The sequence below is a fragment of the Corallococcus terminator genome (assembly GCF_003611635.1).
Lineage (GTDB): Bacteria > Myxococcota > Myxococcia > Myxococcales > Myxococcaceae > Corallococcus > Corallococcus terminator.
Window position 1 is genome coordinate 44338 of sequence record NZ_RAVZ01000009.1, and the last position, 16062, is coordinate 60399.

Below are 16062 nucleotides of genomic sequence, written 5' to 3' on the forward strand. Positions count from 1 at the left end.
TCTCCCCCGGACCGCTTCCTGGAGGGACATTGAAAACGTTGCAGACGCTGGCCCTGATGGGCCTGACAGCTCTTTCCGCGCCCGCATGGGCCGGAGACTTCGTGGACACCCGTTTGTCGTTCGTCTTCGCGGACGACAACGTGCTCGCGGGCGCGGGTGAAACCACGCCCAACAGCCCGAACGCGCGCTTTGGCGCGGGTAACCAGAACACGCAGTTCTACGACAACTTCAACACCAAGTTCTCCGGGTTCGAGTCGCTGTCGAACATCGTGCTCTACAAGCGCATGCCGGCGTTCTTCGAGGGCCTCACCACCGAGGCGGCCCTCACGTTGCTGGTGCTGGAGCGGCCGTCGGGCGGTGTCGACATCCTCGACAACTCCAGCTACGTGCGCCTGAACTACCAGCCGCCCGGCTGGGGTGAGAAGGAAGGCCTGTCGCTCACCGGCTTCCCGGTGTCCGCGGACCGCTTCCGTCTGGGCTACGCGTACCGCATCTCCTGGGGCGGCAGCCCCATCTTCACCAACCGCGCCGCCGCGGCGGGCGTGCCGGGCGCCAAGCTCCAGCTCACCCGCGACCGCTGGTACGCGTACCTGGGCGGCAAGACGGCGCTGGTGCTCAACGACCTGGTGCTGGAGCAGGAGACGCTCTACGGCGTGATGGGCGGCGCCGGCTGGGACATCCTGGAGACGCTGCGCGTGGAGGCCGGTGGCGGCTTCTTCCAGAAGGGCATCGTCCCGGGCCTGGCCAACCAGGGCATCGAGGCGAACGTCAACGCCGCAGGCGTGTCCGGGCAGATCGTCTACCACGTGGGTGTGCCCGTCGGGACGAGCATCGACTTCCGGCTCTACAAGAACGACCCGGAAATCTACCAGCGCTTCTTCGCGCCGGAGCAGTACCCGGGTGGCCTGTCCTACTCCGTGTCGCTGGAGGGCAGCTACCTGACGCAGACGCTGCAGGACCCCGACACGTTCGGCGCCACCAAGCCCCAGGGCGCCACCGCGCTCGCGCTCCAGGGCCGCGCGAAGCTCAACCTGTGGCGCTTCAACGTGCTGGCGCTCTACCGCAGCCTGTCCTTCATCCAGTTCGACGTGCCGGGCTTCCCCCCGTTCCAGGACTTCCCCACGGGCACGGAGCTGAAGCCGGAGATGTTCGTCGCGGTGGGCGCGGACTACCACCTGCCCAACCTGCACCTGACCCCGGGCTTCATCCTGGGCGTGCAGCAGCCGGCGTCCTTCCGCAGCCCGCAGCCGCTCATTGGTGGCAGCAACCCGCCGCTGGGCATCAGCGGCACGCGCACCGTCGTGGTGCGCGACGCCAACCAGTTGAGCATCCTGCCCAGCACCTGCGGCAGCGGCGTCTGCGAGGCGGAGCCCATCATCTCCGCGAAGGCCACCTTCCGGTGGGACCTGTCGGAGTCCGTGGCCGCCGTGGGTGAGGTCTATTACACCTACGACACCAACCGGACGACGTTCGAGGACGACGTCACCGGCATCGCGCAGCCGAACTTCGAGAAGCCGCACGCGCTGGGCTTCAACACGCTGCTGCAGGCGCGCTTCTAGGCCCTGCCCGGCGTTGTGTCAGTCACCGGGGCCCGCCCGTGCAGCACGGCGGGCCCTTCGTGTTTCCAGCGCGCGGCGCTTCAGATGGCGGACGTCATCCGCACCACCTCGTCGAAGGCGGTGAGCCCCTGCGCCAGCTTGCGCACCGCGGCCTCGCGCAGGGTGCGCATGCCGTTCTTCCGGGCGGCCTTCACCAACTGGTCGTACGGGGCTTCGTTGGCGATGAGCTCCCGCACCTCGTGCGTGGTGGAGACGATTTCGAAGACGCCGGTGCGGCCTGAATAGCCGGTGCCCCGGCAGCGCACGCACCCCACGCCCTTCATCAGCCGCACCCCGCCCGGCAAGAGCGGCAGGGGCGCCTGGAGGGCCTGGAGCTCATCCGACGTGAGCACCGCCTCCTCCGCGCAGTAAACGCAGACGCGGCGCAGCAGGCGCTGGGCCATGACGCCCAACAGGCTCTGCGCCAGGAGGAAGGCCGGCACGCCCAGGTCCTTCATGCGCGCCACCGCGCCCAGCGCGTCGTTGGTGTGCAGCGTGGAGAGCACCAGGTGGCCGGTGAGCGCGGCCTGGAGCGCGTTCTCCGCCGTCTCCGCGTCGCGGATTTCGCCCACCATGATGACGTCGGGGTCCTGGCGCAGGATGTGGCGCAGCGCCCCCGCGAAATCCAGGCCCACCTTGGGCTGCACCTGCACCTGGTTGAAGGCGTCCCACACCATTTCGATGGGGTCTTCAATCGTGGTGACGTTGACGTCCGGGCCCGCCACCGCCTTGAGCGCGGAGTAGAGCGTCGTCGTCTTGCCGCTGCCCGTGGGGCCCGTTACCAGGATGAGGCCGTGGGGTTGATCGATCCACGACTCGAAGTGGCCCTTCTCGTCCGGTTCGAAGCCCAACTGGGCGATGTCCTGCACCAGCGTCTCCGGGTCGAAGATGCGGATGACCACCTTCTCGCCGAAGGCGGTGGGCAGCGTGGAGACGCGCAACTCCACCTCGCGACCGTCGCGCTCCGTCTTGATGCGGCCGTCCTGGGGGCGGCGCTTCTCCGAGATGTCGATGCGCGAGAGCATCTTCACGCGCGACACGATGGGCGGGTGCACCTGCGCGGGCAGCGTGTACACGGGGTGCAGCACACCGTCGATGCGCAGCCGCACCACGCTGGTGTTGCGCTTGGGTTCGATGTGGATGTCCGACGCGCGGTTGTCGAACGCGTAGCGCAAGAGGTAGTCCACCGCCTGCACCACGGGCCTGTCGGACGCTTCCAGCTCCTGGGTGCCGCTGAGCGACACCAGTTGCTCGAAGTTGCCCATCTGCTGCTGCGCCTGCGCGCCGCCGAAGTCGTCCGCCGCGCGCGCCAGCGTCTTCTTGAAGCCGTAGATGTCCGCGATGGACTTGAGGATGTCCGCCTTCGCCGACAGCACCGGCTCCACCGGTTCGCCGGTGAGCCGGTGGAAGCTTTCAAACAGCTCGCGATCGAAGGGGTTGGCCACCGCCACGCGCAGCCGCCCCTGCTCCGTGCGCTCCAGGGGCAGCAGCACGTGCTTCTGCGCGTAGGGCCGGGACACGGTGCGCGTGGCCAGCGCCATGTCCATCTTCAGCGGATCCAGCTTGCGGTATTCCAGGCCGGCCGCGCGCGCGGCGGCCTCCGTGACGCGGTCCTCATCCAGCACGCCCCGCCCACCCGGCGCGGGAATCTGGAAGGCCGCGACAATCTCCACGGGCGACACGTCGTAGCGGGCCGCGTCCTTGCCCGCCCCACCCTGCGCCTTGAGCACGCGGGCCCGCGCCGCGGGCTCACGCACCAGCACCTCCTGCGCCTGCTGGGGGGTGAGCAGCCGCTGGGCCACCATCGCCTCCAGCACGAAGGCGATGGTGAAGTCCGTGCTGCTCCGGGACGGGACGCTGCCACCGGGGGAGGATGCCTGGGTCAACCGTTCCTCCTCTTGCGGGTGGCCAGCAGCAGCACCCCGAGCCCCGCGAGGAATGCCGCGGCGGACGTGGGCGCGCCCTGGCAGCCACAGCCGTCCGGCCCGTTGGTGGACGGGCCGGTGCCGCCGTCCGTGGGCGGCGGCGGCGGAGCCCCTCCATCACTGCATAGGGCGCAGGTGCCGCCGTCCGACTGGGTGAACGGGTCGTAGCACTGGCCGCTGCTGCCGCAGTAGAGGCCATTGGGGCAGTCCTGGTTGAAGCGGCAACTGGCGATGCAGGCCGCCCCCTGCCCGAACGGGGTGCACTGCAGCGGCGAGGGGCAGGTGCCCTGCTCGCAGTCGCGGAAGCAGAAGCGCTGCCCGCCCGTGCCCGCGGGACGACAGGTGTTGCCCGGGCTGCACGTGCACGCGTCCACGGAGCACGCCTCCGAGCAGAAGCCTTGCGGGTTGCCATTGAGCTTCAGGCATTGCTGGTTGGTGCCACACTCGGTGTCCTGCGTGCAGGGCTCGCCCACGGTCCGCGAGCCTTGCCGCGCCTGGATGCACGCGTGGTCGCAGGTACGGCAGGCGAAGGAAGAGCCACAGTCGTTGTCGGTGGCGCAGTCGGCGATGCACGCGTTGCCCTCCGGCAACGGCGCGCAGGAGTACCCCGGGCGACAATCCGAGGTCCCCGGGCGGCAATCATCCAGACATCGCTTGCCAACCGTGCCCACGTTGGCGCAGGTGGATCCACGAGGGCAGTCCGTGTTCGCCGAGCAGGACTGGGAGCAGTAGCCGTCCCGCCAACCGGGGAAGCCCACCGTCTGCTGGGAGGCGGTGAGACAGCGCGACACCGTGGCGCCGCACTGGGAATCCGCCGTGCAGGCGGCGCCCACGTTCGTCACCGCGCCGCCCACGGCGGGGAGGCACGCGAACGAGGACCCCGGCACGGCACTGGAGGCGCGGCACTCGTAGGGCGCCGGGCACGCCCCCGGCACGCCATCCGGACAGGCCTTGCTGCAGACGTTCAGCGTGGCGCCGCTGGTGGTGGACTGGGTGGTGACGCACGTCAGGCCCTGCCCGCAGGAATTCGCCGTGCAGGGAGAACCCACCGCGCCCGTCTGCGGATAGCGCTGGCACAGCGCACCCCGGTCGTATGTGGAAAGGGTGCGCCGGGACTTCCCGGGACCGAGCAGCGCGTACATGACCGCGTTGAAGCCGGAGTTGTAGGTGTCACCCAACCCCAGGCAGTGACCAATCTCACGCATCATGATCGTCTGGAGGTCCAGGAATCCCGCGGGCGTGGTTTCGGCCGTGGTGAACTGGAAGTCCACGGCGTTGAGGAAGATGTCGCACTGATAGACGTAGCCGTTGCGGGACTGGATGACGGCCTCGGAGGTGCTCGAGTCCCCGTTGAGCACGTCCGAGTACGCGCTGTCCGAACGGTCCGTCACCCAGATGGCCGCGACGTTGAACGTGTCGAGCCGGTCGCGCACGTCCTGGATGGAAGCGGAGCTGGAGCGTCCGGCATAGCTGAAGGCGGGCCAGGCACAGTTCACGTCCTGCCAGGCCTGGAAGGCCTTCTGGACGGCGGTCTCCACCGGAGTCAGCTCATTGCCCCCGGGCCGGCTGACGCGGGAGTCCACGTAGTACCGGAACGGGTCCTGGCTGTTGTTGAGGATCCAGTGGTCCAGGTACTGGTAGTCCGCCGGGATCGGATCGGTCTGCGCGCTCGCCGTCGCGGCCAGCGCCAGCAGTCCGAGCAGGAAGACACTCCGCTGCAAGCCACGCATCATCACCCGCACCTCTTCGCGTCACGCACGCGCGGGCACCTGACTGGCACCCGGAGCGTCACCGGGCGGGCATTCTAACCGTGAACGGCGCGGACGGTGGCATCCACGAGCGCTTCGGGCGTGGGGCGCTCCGCGACCGTGGCCACGTCGATGCCCAACTGCCCCAGCGCGGTCGCCGTGGTGGGGCCAATGGCCACCACCTTCGCGGACGCCAGCGGCTCACGGCCCGCGCCCTCCAGGAAGGCCTCCGCGGTGCGCGGCGAGGCGAAGAGCACCACCTGCGGCGGCGCCTCGGACAGGTGCGCCAGGGCCTCCGGCGGCAGGGGCGCGGGCGTGGAGCGGTAGGCCGTGACGCGCGTGACGCGCACGCCCAGGTCTCTCAGGCCGTCCTCCAGCTCGCGCCGGCCCTCCTCCGCGGACGGCAGGAGCACGTCGTCGTCGGGGCCGAGCAGGTTTCTCAGCGCGGTGAACAGCGCCACGCCCGTGCCCTCCGTGGGCTCGGCGGACACCGTCAGGCCAAAGGCCTCCACCGTCCTCGCGGTGCGCGGCCCCACCGCGGCCAGCTTCACGCGCGACAGCCGGTCCAACGTGCCAGCGAGCCGCAGGGCCTCCAGGAAGGACTCCACGGCGGAGGGACTGGCGAACACCACCCAGTGGTAGCGCTGCACGTGCTCGGCCGCGGACGCGAGCGGCCGGGGGTCCTCCGGGGGGCGCAATTCCAGGAGCGGGAGGCTGAAGACCTCCGCGCCTTCGTCCTCCAGCAGGAAGCACAGCTCCTCGGCCCGCTCACGCGGGCGTGTCACCAAAACTCGGATGCCTTCCAGTCGCCGGTCCACGGGCCGGCACTCTAGGCGCGGGACGCGCCGTCGCGTCGGCCGAAATCGCGCAGGATGTCACCCGCGCCCTGCGACAGCAGCTCGTCCGCCAGCGCCTCGCCCAGCCGCTCGGCCTCCGGCACGGGGCCCTTCACCTCGCCCCGCACCACCCGGGTGCCATCCGGACGGCCCACCAGCCCGCGCAGGTGGACCTGCCCGCCCGCCACCGTCGCGTGGCCCGCCAGGGGCACGGTGCAGCCGCCCTCCAGCTTCGCCAGGAAGGCGCGCTCGGCCCGCACCGCGCCGCGCGTGGTGAGGTCCTCCAGGGGCGCGAGCAGCGCGCGCACGTCCGCGTCCGCCTCGCGGCACTGGATGGCCAGCACGCCCTGCCCCACCGCCGGCAGGCTGTCCGCCACGGACACCACCTGCGTGATGTGGTGCTCCAACCCCAGGCGCTTCAAGCCCGCCGCGGCGAGCATCGCGCCCGCGAGCCCCAGGTCGCGCGTCTTCTGAAGCCGCGTCTGCACGTTGCCGCGCAGGGAGACAATCTCCAGGTCCGGACGGCGCGAGCGCAGGATGCAGCTTCGGCGCAGGGACGACGTGCCCACCTTCGCGCCCGGCGGCAGCAATTCCAGCGTGTGTCCATCCGGGCTGCAGAACGCGTCGCGCGGATCCTCGCGCACCGGCACCGCCGCCAATATCAGACCGTCTGGAAACACCGACGTCATGTCCTTGAGGCTGTGCACCGCCACGTCCGCGCGGCCATCGAGCAGGGCCTGCTCGATCTCCTTCACGAACAGCCCCTTGCCGCCCACGGCGGACAGCGGCGCGGACAGGAAGCGGTCGCCCTCGGTGGTCATCTCCACCAGCGACACCTCCAGGCCCGGGTTGCCCGCGGTGAGCAGCGACGCCACGTGGCGCGCCTGCCAGAGCGCCAGCGGGCTCTGCCGCGTCGCGATGCGTACGGCCTTCATCGCCGGCTCCCGGTGGCCACCACGGTGTTCACCAGGGATTCGGACTCTGGCTCCGGCGCGATGGCGGCGGCCTCCGCCTCCGTCAGGCCAAACAGCTCCGCGGCGGCGCCCGCCAGACGGTTGCCTTCACCCTGCGGTCCCACGGCGCGAAGCCGCGCGGTGGGCTCATGCAACAGCTTGTTCACGATGGCGCGCCCCATGGCCTCGATGCTCTTGCGTTGCTTGTCGGTGAGCCCATCGCCCAATGCCAACAGCGTGCGCTCCACCTCCGCCCGCGCGATGCCCTCCGCGCGCTGACGCAGCCGGGCCAGCACCGGCATGCCCTCGCGCAGCGCACGCTCCCGGGCGAAGCGCGCCACCTCCTGCGCCACCAGTCCGCCCGCCTTGTGCGCTTCCTCCGCGCGCTGGGCCGCGTTGTCCGCGACGAACTTCTGGATGTCGTCCACGTCGTACGCGTGCACCCAGTCCAGCGTGCCCACCGCCGGGTCGATGTCGCGCGGCACCGCGAGGTCCACCATGAACAGCGGCCGGCCCCGGCGCGCCTTGCCCAGCGCCCCCACGTTCTCGCGGGTGAAGATTGGCACCGGCGACGCGGTGCTCGTCACCACCACGTCCGCGGACAGGAGCAGCGTGAAGAGCTCCTCGAAGGGCCGGGCGACGCCGCCCACCTCCGCCACCAGCGCCTCCGCGCGCGCCAGCGTGCGGTTGGTCACGACGAGCCTTCCCGCGCCCGCGTTCATCAGGTGCCGCGCGGCCAGCTCGCCCATCTCACCGGCGCCCACCACCAGCACCGTCTTGTCCTTGAGCCCGTCGAACACCTTGCTCGCCAGTTGCACCGCCGCGGACGCCATGGACGTGGCCGCGCGCCCCACCGCCGTCTCCGTGCGCACGCGCTTGGCGCAGCCGAACGCAGCAGCGCACGCGCGCGTCAGCTCCCCGCGCACCGCGCCCGCGCCCTGCCCCCGCTCGAAGGCGTCCTTCACCTGCCCCAATATCTGCGCTTCACCCAGCACCACGGAGTCCAGGCTGGAGGCCACCCGGAACAGGTGCACGAGCGCCGCCTCTCCCTGGTGTTCATAGAGGTGCGCCAGCGCCTCCTCGCCCCCCACGGATTGCAAGGCTTCAAGCGCGCGCTCCCGGGCCTGCTCCGCGCTGGGTGCGGCCAGATACACCTCCACTCGGTTGCACGTGGACACCCAGAGCGCTTCGACAGGCGCCTGCGCCAGCCGCTGCAACACTTCCGTCTGCCGCGCTTCGGGCAATGCCAGGCGCTCCCGGATGCCCAGGGGAGCGGTGCGGTGGGAGACGCCGATACAGATGAATTCCATGGCTACGGCATCCCCGGGCCAGCGGCGGACAGGTCGTAGGACGACAGGAAGGAGACCAGCACCAGGCAGAAGCCGGCCATGGTCAGCAGGGCCACGCGGCGACCGCGCCAGCCAGCGAAGATGCGAGCATTGACGAGCGCGGCGAAGACACCCCAGGCCACGAACGTCGCGACCTGCTTGGCGTCGAAGTTCCACGCCAGCCCCGGCACCGTGGAGACGAACAGCGCCCCGGTCGCCAGCGTCAGCGACAGCGCGATGAAGCCCCACACCACCAGCCGCCGGTTGAGCGTGTCCAGGAACTCCAGCGAAGGCAGCCGCGCGAAGAGCAACCCGAAGTGCTTGGTCTTCACCTGCCGCTCCATCAGCAGGTACATCACGCCCACGCCTGCGGCCACGCCGAAGGCCGTCATTCCCAGGAGCGCGATGGTGACATGCACCGGCAACAACGGCTGACGCACCGCGGCCGGCAGCGGCGCGGGCCCCCCATGCAACAACATGCCGATGAGCAGCACCGCCACCGCGAGCGGCGTGAGGAACGCGCCGATGACGGGTTTGCGGTAGCGCACATCCAACGCCAGGAACAGCGCCAGCAGGAGGAAGGCGAACGTGGACAGGCCCTGCGCGGGTCCCACCAGCCGCCACCCCTGGCCCCCCACCAGCTCGATGAGGGCAACGCAATGCATCAGGAGCCCGGTCCCCACGAGCACCCGCCCGGACACGGCGAGCACCTGCGACTGGCGCACCAGGTAGGCAAGGTAGACGAGCGCGGCCAGCCCGTAGGCATGGCAGGCGAGTGAGACGAGCGTGTGGCTCATGGCGGCAGGCTCATAACTCCGGCCGAGGAGGCATTCAGCCCGTCCTCAACCCATTTTATTGAGAATGAAGGCCGCCAGCAGATCGGTCTCCGAGTTCGGCTTGCGCTCCGGAGAAGGGGCGCTCACCTCCGCGACATAGCCCGGAACGACCTCGTAGGCGGAGTCCCCCACCAGGATGGAGTCGGCCATCTGTTCGGCCCCCAGGCGGCCAAGCTGTTCCTCCGTCTTCACCTTCGACACCAGTTGGTGGGTGTCCTCCCCCGACACCAACTGGACGACATGGACGGCGGGGGTGAGGGGCCAGTCGGTCCCTCCCTCGGCGGCCACCACCAGGCGTCCCTCGCGCAGGTCTGCTTTGTCCGCCAGCGCCCACTCCTCGAGTTGTGCCTGGGACAGGAAGAGCTTCGTCACGCGGGCCAGTCTACACGAGCGTTCCCCCCAGGGGGTCGCGAAATGGGTGCAACCCCCTGGCGCCCTCCGCATCCGTTGTGCGGGGGGCACGGGCCGGATCCCGCAGCTTGCGGGGCCCCCGGACGCGTACTAACAGGGCGCGCGTCGGCAGGTGTGGACCGCCCCGAGGAGACGACATGGCTGGCGAAGTGAAGGACATCAAGGATTCGGACTTCCAGAAGTTGGTGCTGGACTCACAGGAGCCCGTGCTCGTGGACTTCTGGGCCACCTGGTGCGCGCCCTGCCGCGCCATCGCGCCCTCCGTGGAGGCGCTGTCCACCCAGTACAAGGGTCAGGTGCAGTTCACGAAGATGAACATCGACGAGAACCAGGACACGCCGCAGAAGTACAACATCCGCTCCATCCCCACCCTGCTGCTCTTCAAGGGCGGCAAGGTCGTGGAGCAGATCGTCGGCGCGGTCCCCAAGTCGAAAATCGAGGACGCGGTCAAGAAGAGCCTCGCCTAGCCAGACGGCGAACGGGCCCTCCCGTCCGCCCCACGTCCCCTCCTGCCGTTGTCGCACCGGGTATCCACCCGGGTTCGCGCGCGGTGCGAGGGGACGTTTCGCGTCCGGCCCTCCCACCCTGACACGGCAGAAGACACCCGGCTGTGACACGGTGCGCGTTCGATATGTCTGTAGAAAGACAACTCACCGCGACGGTAAGGGCTTTCACGTACCGGGTGCCAACCGCCCCTCGTCGGTGCCGTTTCTCTGGTGTTGAGACAAATGCCCAGGCAGCACGGCGGGGCGATCCTCCCGTCATGTTTTGTTCAACAGACATTGAAATTGCATTGCGAGTCAAACAAGACCCCAACGTGTCTTGTTGACAGAGTTCGCCACACCAGACAGAAGACAAAAGTACACGCCTGTCTTGATTGGCGAGTTTCAACAGGAGTTCTTCATGGCACGCCTTCGCAAAGAATTGACCTCGCAAGCGCCGCTGACCCCTGCCCTGACGTCGTGGGCGGAGGCGTTGGGTGACGCCATCGGCCGCGGCATGCTGCGCGCGCTGAACACGGGGATGCCGCAAATGGGCAGCGTGGCGCCGTCGCCGGGCAACGGCGCGGTGATGGCGGGCCGCCGCCGGGGCCGTCCGCCGAAGACGGTCGCGGGTGGGCCGGTGCCCATGGACCGCCGCTGCACGGTGAATGGCTGCACCCGCGAGCAGCGCTCCAAGGGCCTGTGTTCCGCGCACTACCAGGCCGAGCGTCGGCGGCAGATCGCCACCGGCAAGCCCGCCTGAGCGTCGGGAGACCTACTCACCGCGCCAGGGGTCTCCGGGCGTGGTGGCCTTGAGCAGTTCCCAGGCCGCCATCACGTCGATGACCCGCTCCAGCTCATTGGGCAGGGAGCGGGCGCGTGCGGATTTGAGATAGTCCTCCGTGAAGGCTCGCAGGCGTGCGCCCAGGAAGAGCCGGGCCAGCGCCACCTCCGTCTGACCGGAGAAGTCCAGGAAGCGCAGGGCGAAGCCACTCTTGCCCTCTTCCTCCGGACCCCGCTCCTCCCGGACGATCTCCGCGCGGGTCTCCACGGGCGCGGCCCCCTCTTCCAGGGCGAAGCGCGCGCGCACCACAGTGCCCATGGGCAGGAAGAACGTGCTCGCCAGGAAGGCGCCGCTGACGCTCACGTTGATGGAGACGAGGTTGGCGGAGAAGCGCCGGCCCCCGGCTTCATCATCCACCCAGAGGTCGAAATGGGTGGCCAGGTTCGCGCGCGGGAAGTGCCGGTGCTCCGGCTCGCCCTGATTCATTTCGATGCGCGGGACCACGCCCGGCGTGGGCACGACACGCGAAGCCCCAACACCCACCGGCGGGACGAACGCGCGCGGCGCCTCCGCGCCCTCCAGGCCCCGGACACCGGGGCTGGACTTCACGGCACCCTTCCTCTGCATCATCGAAGCCTCCGGCCGTCGTCAGAACATGTGACGGCGCATGCTGATGTTCACCAGCAGCCCGATGCACAACATGACCGACAGCATCGAGGAGCCACCGTAGCTCATGAGGGGCAGCGTGATGCCCGTCACTGGCAACAGGCCAATGACCATGCCGATGTTTTCGAACACCTGCCAGAAAAGTGTGGCCACCACCCCTACGGCAACGAACGCTCCAAAACGATCTCTCGCGCTGAAGCCCACCCCCAGCCCGAGGATGAAGATGCCGCCGTAGAGCAGCAAGAGCAGCAAGCATGAGAAGAAGCCGTGCTCCTCGGCCCACACGGAAAAGATGAAGTCCGTGTGCTGTTCCGGCAGGAAACGCAGACCTGTCTGGGTTCCCTCACGCCAGCCCTTGCCGGTGAGGCCACCGCTGCCCACGGCGATTTTTGATTGCGCGGCGTGGTAGCCGGAGCCGCGCAGGTCCGCCTCCGGGTCCAACCATCCGGAGATGCGCTGGCTCTGGTGCTTCTTCAGGTGGTGGCGCACGACGGTGGAGCGCGGTTCGGGCATCTCGCGCACGTAGTCGTTCCAGATGATGAGACCGCCCACGAGCACGCCCAGCACCAGCGTGCCGGCCAGGTACCAGCGCACCTTGCCGAAGAGGATGACGGTGCCGGAGGACAGGAAGATCATCAGTGCGGTGCCCAGGTCCGGCTGCACCAGCACCAACGTGAAGGGCACCATCACCACCAGCAACGGCTTCCACAGACGCATGAGCCCATAGGACGGTTGGTTGGGCTGGAAGTCGTCGTGGTAGACCTTGGCGAGCATCAGCACGACGCCAATCTTCATGAACTCCGCGGGCTGCAGGCGGAACGGGCCGATGACGAACCAGCTCTCCGCGCCCTTCGCCGTGTGTCCGAAGACGCGCAGCGCCAGGAGCGCCAGGATGTTGGCCACGTAGATGGGGAAGGCCATCCGCTGGATCCAGCGGTAGTCCACCAGGCACACCATCAGCACCGCGCCCAGGCCCACGGCCAGATACAGCGCCTGGCTGGTCCAGACAGGGGCCATGGGGGGCCGGGACGCGGACGCCAGGTTCCAGATGCCCAGCAGGCACACGCCCAGGACGCACACGACGAGCCCCCACGGCACGTGGGGCATCATCCGGCGCTCAATCCGCAGTTGCACTGTCGTCTCCGGTTTCAGAAGGCGGCTGCATGGGCTCACCCGGCAGGTTCACGCGGGGCGGCGGCACCACGGCGCGCGTGAGCGTCTCGGTGTCCAGGCGGGGCGCCGGGGGCAGCGACGGCGTGTAGGGCTGATTGGCGCGGGGCAACGGGGACGTGGCGTCCTCCGCCTTCAATTCGAAGTACTTCTTCATCACGGCCATCGCCGTGGGCGCCGCGTCCACGCCGCCGTGGCCACCGTGCTCGTTGAGCACCACCACGGCCAGCTCCGGCTTGTCCGCCGGAGCAAAGCCCGCGAACCACGCGTGGTCGCGCTCGAAGTAGCTCATCTGGTGCGTCTTCAGACGGATGGCGCCGATGCGCGCCACCTGCGCGGTGCCCGTCTTGGCCGCGATGGACATCTCCGGCGGCAGGCCCGACTTGAGCTTCGCGCGGTACGCGGTACCACCGGGCTCCTGCGCCACCGCGACGAGTCCCTCCACGATGGCCTTCAGGTGCGCGGGGTTCATGTCCACGCGGCTGACCACCTCCGGCTTGAACTCCTCCATCACCTGGCCGTCCAGGTTCTCCAGCCGCTGCACCATCTGCGGCTTGTAGAGCTTCCCGCCATTGGCGAGCGCCGCGTACACCAGCGCCAGTTGCAGCGGCGTCACGTTGTCGTCGCCCTGGCCGATGGCGCTGTTGAGCGCCATGCCCTTGGTGTAGCCGCCGGGAGACGCTTTGTCGTGGTACGCGCTGGAGGGCATGATGCCGGGCACCTCCGCCACGACGCCGATGCCGGTGGGGCGCCCCAGGCCCAGCGACTTGCCCATCTCCGCGATGGGGTCCAGGCCGATGGTGTCCGCGACCTTGTAGAACCACGCATCGCACGACGCCTTCATCGCGCCCCTGCCGTCCAGGGGTCCGTGGCCGCTGTCCTTGTGGCAACGCCAGACGCGCGCGCCCAGCCGGTAGCCGCCGGAGCACTGCACCACCGTCTCCGGGCGGAACACGCCGGACTTGAAGGCGGCAAGCTGCGTGACGACCTTGAACGTGGAGCCCGGGCTGTAGTGCTCCGCGGCCACGCGGTTGATCATCGGGTGGAGCGGATCCCTGGCGAGCGTCGCCATCTGCGACGGCGTCACGCGGCCCGTCAGCAGGTTGGGGTCGAAGCCGGGGCGGGACACCAGCGCCTTGATGAAGCCGGTGTTCACGTCGATGGCCACCACCGCGCCCGTCACGCCCGGGAAGGCGCGCTCCGCCGCTTCCTGCAGGCGCATGTCCAGCGAGAGCACCAGGTTGCCGCCGGCCGTGGGCGGAATCACCGAGTTCTCCCCCAGCTTCTCGTTGAGCTCTTCAATCGTCTGGCCGCGCGCGTTCACCACTTCCTTGCGCACGCCGTCCTGGCCCCGCAGCTTGGATTCGAAGTAGCGCTCCAGACCGCGCCGGCCGATGTAGTCCCCCAGCGCGTACTTCGCGCCGTCCCCGTTGAGGCGCTCCAGCTCCTCCTGGGTGATTTCGTTCATGTAGCCCAGCACGTGCGACAGCACCGTGTCCGCGCGGTAGTTGCGGTGCGGCACGGGCACCACCTCCACGCCGTCCAGGATGTCGCGCCGGGCGTTGAGCCGGTCGTACTCGTCGCGCGTCAGGTCCACCCGCACCGGCACCGGCATGAAGGGCGCGTTGCGGCGGCTTGCGCGCACCAGGTCTTCAATCTTCTTGCGCTGCTCGGGGTCCCACTGGAGCAACTCGCCCAGGCGCGGAATCACCTGCTCGAAGCAGTCCGTGCAGAAGGCGGGCGTCACGAAGGCGTCGAAGGAGGGGCGGCTGTCCACCAGGATGGTGCCGCGCGCGTCCTTGATGACGCCGCGGTCGGCGCGCAGGCGGACCTCCTTCACGAAGTTCGCCACGCTCTTGGCGGCGTACTCCTCATGCCGGATGAGCTGCAGACGGTAGAGTTGGATGGCCAGCGCCACGATGCCCAGCGACATCGCCAGGCCCAGCCACAGGAAGCGGCGCTTCAGGTCGCGGCCCGGGGTGGTGTTGCCAATCGTCGGAGGCGTCAACGGAGCAACCCCGCCGGCCGCTCCTGGGCCACTTCGAAGCGCTTGAAGAGCGGGAAGAGCAGCAGCGCCGCCAGGCCCGTGAGCGCAAGCTGCACCGGCATCCCCGCGAGCAGCGGCGCCGTGGAGCCCTCCTTCACCGTGAGCCAGGTGAAGAACGTGGACAGCAGGGCATGGCCCAGGTCCGCGCCCATGGCGAACAGCGCGAAGGCCACCGGGCCCCGCACATCCAACAGGGACGCCACCAGTCGGCCCACCAGGAAGGTGAGCACGGCCAGGAAGGTGAACAGGCCGGTGGGCTGGCCGCTCATCAGGTCCAACAGGTAGCCCACCGCGAAGGCAGAGCACGCGCCTTCGGTGAGGGTCGCGCGCAGCGCCAGGAAGGCCACCAGCACCACCGTGACGTCCACGCGGCCCAGCACCAGCCCCGCCTGCTGGACGAACACCGACTCCAATGTGAGCAACGCCAGGGCGAGGGCCACTGTCACCAGGAACTTCATTTCTGCACGCCCTCCACCATGGGCCCGGGGCCCATCTCACTGTAGGGACTGCCTACCACGAGCACCTCCTCCAGACGGCTGGTGTCCACCGCCGGCTGGATGTCCGCCCCCTGGAACATGCCGTGCTCCTTCTTCTCCAGTTGCGTCACCCGCCCCACCACCAGCCCCGGCGGATAGATGCCGTCCGTGCCGGCGGTGATGATGAGGTCGCCGTTCTCCACGTCCTCCGTGCGCAGCATGTTCTCCAGGTTGAGCGGGCCATTGCCCGCGCCCGCCGCCGTGCCGCGCGCGCGTGAGCGCTGCACCCGCACCGCCACCCGGCTCTGCGGGTCCGTCACCAGCGCCACGTCCGCGTAGCCGCCCGTGGACCGGATGACCTGCCCGACGATGCCGTCCGGCGTCACCACCGACATGCCCCGGAACACCCCGTCCTTCTCCCCGCTGCTGATCCGCACCGACAAGAGCTTCGCCACCGGATTGACGCCCACCACCCGGGCCGGGATCTCCTGCCCCGGCGCGGCCTCCGAATAGGACAGCAGCTTGCGCAGCCGCCCGTTCTCCGACCGCGTCTCCCCCAACACCTGCACCGTGGCCCTCAGTTGGAGGTTCTCCAGCCGCAGCGCGTCATTGTCCTGACGCACGCCGCGCAGGTCCAGGTAGTTGCGCACGGTGGCGACGATGCCCTCGATGCCGGCGCCCAGCTACCGCTTCATCGCCGAAGGCACGCTCGCCCCCTACCGCCTGGGCCTCACCGCGACGCTCGCGCGCGCCGACGGTGGCGAGCGCGTGTGCGAGGAGCTGATGGGCCCGCTGGTGCACC

14 protein-coding genes and 1 pseudogene are annotated in these 16062 nt (G+C 69.4%); 3 read left to right on the forward strand and 12 right to left on the reverse strand.

Features of this window, described 5'->3' with window-relative positions; translation table 11 throughout:
* Nucleotides 1-29 precede the first annotated feature (29 nt).
* Nucleotides 30-1559 (forward strand): hypothetical protein, encoded by a 1530-nt coding sequence (locus D7V88_RS02800; protein WP_208726075.1) that lies wholly within the window; start codon nucleotides 30-32, stop codon nucleotides 1557-1559.
* A gap of 80 nt (nucleotides 1560-1639) precedes the next feature.
* On the opposite strand, the gene D7V88_RS02805 is transcribed toward D7V88_RS02800, so the two are convergent.
* The 7 genes from D7V88_RS02805 to D7V88_RS02835 form a co-directional block, all read right to left on the reverse strand.
* The gene (locus D7V88_RS02805; RefSeq protein ID WP_244237936.1) at nucleotides 1640-3403 is read right to left on the reverse strand and encodes a GspE/PulE family protein; all 1764 of its coding nucleotides are present in this window, start codon (nucleotides 3401-3403) and stop codon (nucleotides 1640-1642) included.
* Between the two features lie 77 nt (nucleotides 3404-3480).
* Nucleotides 3481-5256 (reverse strand): zinc metalloprotease, encoded by a 1776-nt coding sequence (locus D7V88_RS02810; RefSeq protein ID WP_120539021.1) that lies wholly within the window; start codon nucleotides 5254-5256, stop codon nucleotides 3481-3483.
* A 71-nt stretch (nucleotides 5257-5327) separates the two neighbouring features.
* Nucleotides 5328-6089 (reverse strand): uroporphyrinogen-III synthase, encoded by a 762-nt coding sequence (locus tag D7V88_RS02815; protein WP_120539022.1) that lies wholly within the window; start codon nucleotides 6087-6089, stop codon nucleotides 5328-5330.
* 11 nt (nucleotides 6090-6100) lie between these two features.
* A complete protein-coding gene (gene hemC / locus D7V88_RS02820; protein WP_120539023.1) occupies nucleotides 6101-7042 on the reverse strand; it encodes a hydroxymethylbilane synthase in 942 nt (313 codons plus the stop codon).
* The gene (gene hemA, locus D7V88_RS02825; protein ID WP_120539024.1) at nucleotides 7039-8370 is read right to left on the reverse strand and encodes a glutamyl-tRNA reductase; all 1332 of its coding nucleotides are present in this window, start codon (nucleotides 8368-8370) and stop codon (nucleotides 7039-7041) included. Before hemA ends, hemC begins: the two co-directional genes overlap by 4 nt.
* A 2-nt stretch (nucleotides 8371-8372) precedes the next feature.
* Nucleotides 8373-9185 (reverse strand): cytochrome C assembly family protein, encoded by an 813-nt coding sequence (locus D7V88_RS02830; RefSeq protein WP_120539025.1) that lies wholly within the window; start codon nucleotides 9183-9185, stop codon nucleotides 8373-8375.
* A 45-nt stretch (nucleotides 9186-9230) separates the two neighbouring features.
* Nucleotides 9231-9596 carry a hypothetical protein gene (locus D7V88_RS02835; RefSeq protein WP_120539026.1) on the reverse strand — a complete coding sequence of 122 codons (366 nt, stop codon included), beginning with the start codon at nucleotides 9594-9596 and terminating at the stop codon, nucleotides 9231-9233.
* A gap of 176 nt (nucleotides 9597-9772) precedes the next feature.
* Between D7V88_RS02835 and trxA the strand changes: the two genes are divergently transcribed.
* A complete protein-coding gene (trxA, locus tag D7V88_RS02840) occupies nucleotides 9773-10102 on the forward strand; it encodes a thioredoxin (protein WP_120539027.1) in 330 nt (109 codons plus the stop codon).
* A gap of 436 nt (nucleotides 10103-10538) precedes the next feature.
* Nucleotides 10539-10880 (forward strand): hypothetical protein, encoded by a 342-nt coding sequence (locus tag D7V88_RS02845; RefSeq protein ID WP_120539038.1) that lies wholly within the window; start codon nucleotides 10539-10541, stop codon nucleotides 10878-10880.
* 12 nt (nucleotides 10881-10892) lie between these two features.
* Here D7V88_RS02845 and D7V88_RS02850 read toward each other — a convergent pair whose 3' ends face one another.
* From D7V88_RS02850 to mreC, 5 genes and pseudogenes are all read right to left on the reverse strand, one after another.
* Complete coding sequence (locus D7V88_RS02850) at nucleotides 10893-11510, reverse strand: PilZ domain-containing protein (RefSeq protein WP_244237934.1); 618 nt, start codon at nucleotides 11508-11510, stop codon at nucleotides 10893-10895.
* 39 nt (nucleotides 11511-11549) lie between these two features.
* Nucleotides 11550-12677, reverse strand: coding sequence for a rod shape-determining protein RodA (gene rodA / locus D7V88_RS02855; RefSeq protein WP_208726077.1), 1128 nt, complete (start codon nucleotides 12675-12677; stop codon nucleotides 11550-11552).
* A 7-nt stretch (nucleotides 12678-12684) separates the two neighbouring features.
* The gene (gene mrdA / locus D7V88_RS02860; protein WP_120539029.1) at nucleotides 12685-14745 is read right to left on the reverse strand and encodes a penicillin-binding protein 2; all 2061 of its coding nucleotides are present in this window, start codon (nucleotides 14743-14745) and stop codon (nucleotides 12685-12687) included.
* Nucleotides 14742-15242: a hypothetical protein gene (locus D7V88_RS02865; RefSeq protein WP_120539030.1), complete on the reverse strand. Its 501-nt coding sequence runs from the start codon at nucleotides 15240-15242 to the stop codon at nucleotides 14742-14744. The genes mrdA and D7V88_RS02865 overlap by 4 nt, the downstream gene beginning before the upstream one ends.
* Nucleotides 15239-15931, reverse strand: a pseudogene (gene mreC / locus D7V88_RS02870) (rod shape-determining protein MreC); the annotation flags it as partial. The pseudogene mreC and the gene D7V88_RS02865, both read right to left, overlap by 4 nt.
* Nucleotides 15932-16062 lie beyond the last annotated feature (131 nt).

Excerpts from the sequence above, each read along its gene's own strand:
- D7V88_RS02805 (WP_244237936.1), bottom strand. The coding sequence starts at position 3,403 with ATGGTGGCCCAGCGGCTGCTCACCCCCCAGCAGGCGCAGGAGGTGCTG.
- D7V88_RS02810 (WP_120539021.1), bottom strand. The coding sequence starts at position 5,256 with ATGATGCGTGGCTTGCAGCGGAGTGTCTTCCTGCTCGGACTGCTGGCG.
- hemC (WP_120539023.1), bottom strand. The coding sequence starts at position 7,042 with ATGAAGGCCGTACGCATCGCGACGCGGCAGAGCCCGCTGGCGCTCTGG.
- hemA (WP_120539024.1), bottom strand. The coding sequence starts at position 8,370 with ATGGAATTCATCTGTATCGGCGTCTCCCACCGCACCGCTCCCCTGGGC.
- D7V88_RS02830 (WP_120539025.1), bottom strand. The coding sequence starts at position 9,185 with ATGAGCCACACGCTCGTCTCACTCGCCTGCCATGCCTACGGGCTGGCC.
- trxA (WP_120539027.1), top strand. The coding sequence starts at position 9,773 with ATGGCTGGCGAAGTGAAGGACATCAAGGATTCGGACTTCCAGAAGTTG.
- D7V88_RS02845 (WP_120539038.1), top strand. The coding sequence starts at position 10,539 with ATGGCACGCCTTCGCAAAGAATTGACCTCGCAAGCGCCGCTGACCCCT.
- rodA (WP_208726077.1), bottom strand. The coding sequence starts at position 12,677 with ATGATGCCCCACGTGCCGTGGGGGCTCGTCGTGTGCGTCCTGGGCGTG.
- D7V88_RS02865 (WP_120539030.1), bottom strand. The coding sequence starts at position 15,242 with ATGAAGTTCCTGGTGACAGTGGCCCTCGCCCTGGCGTTGCTCACATTG.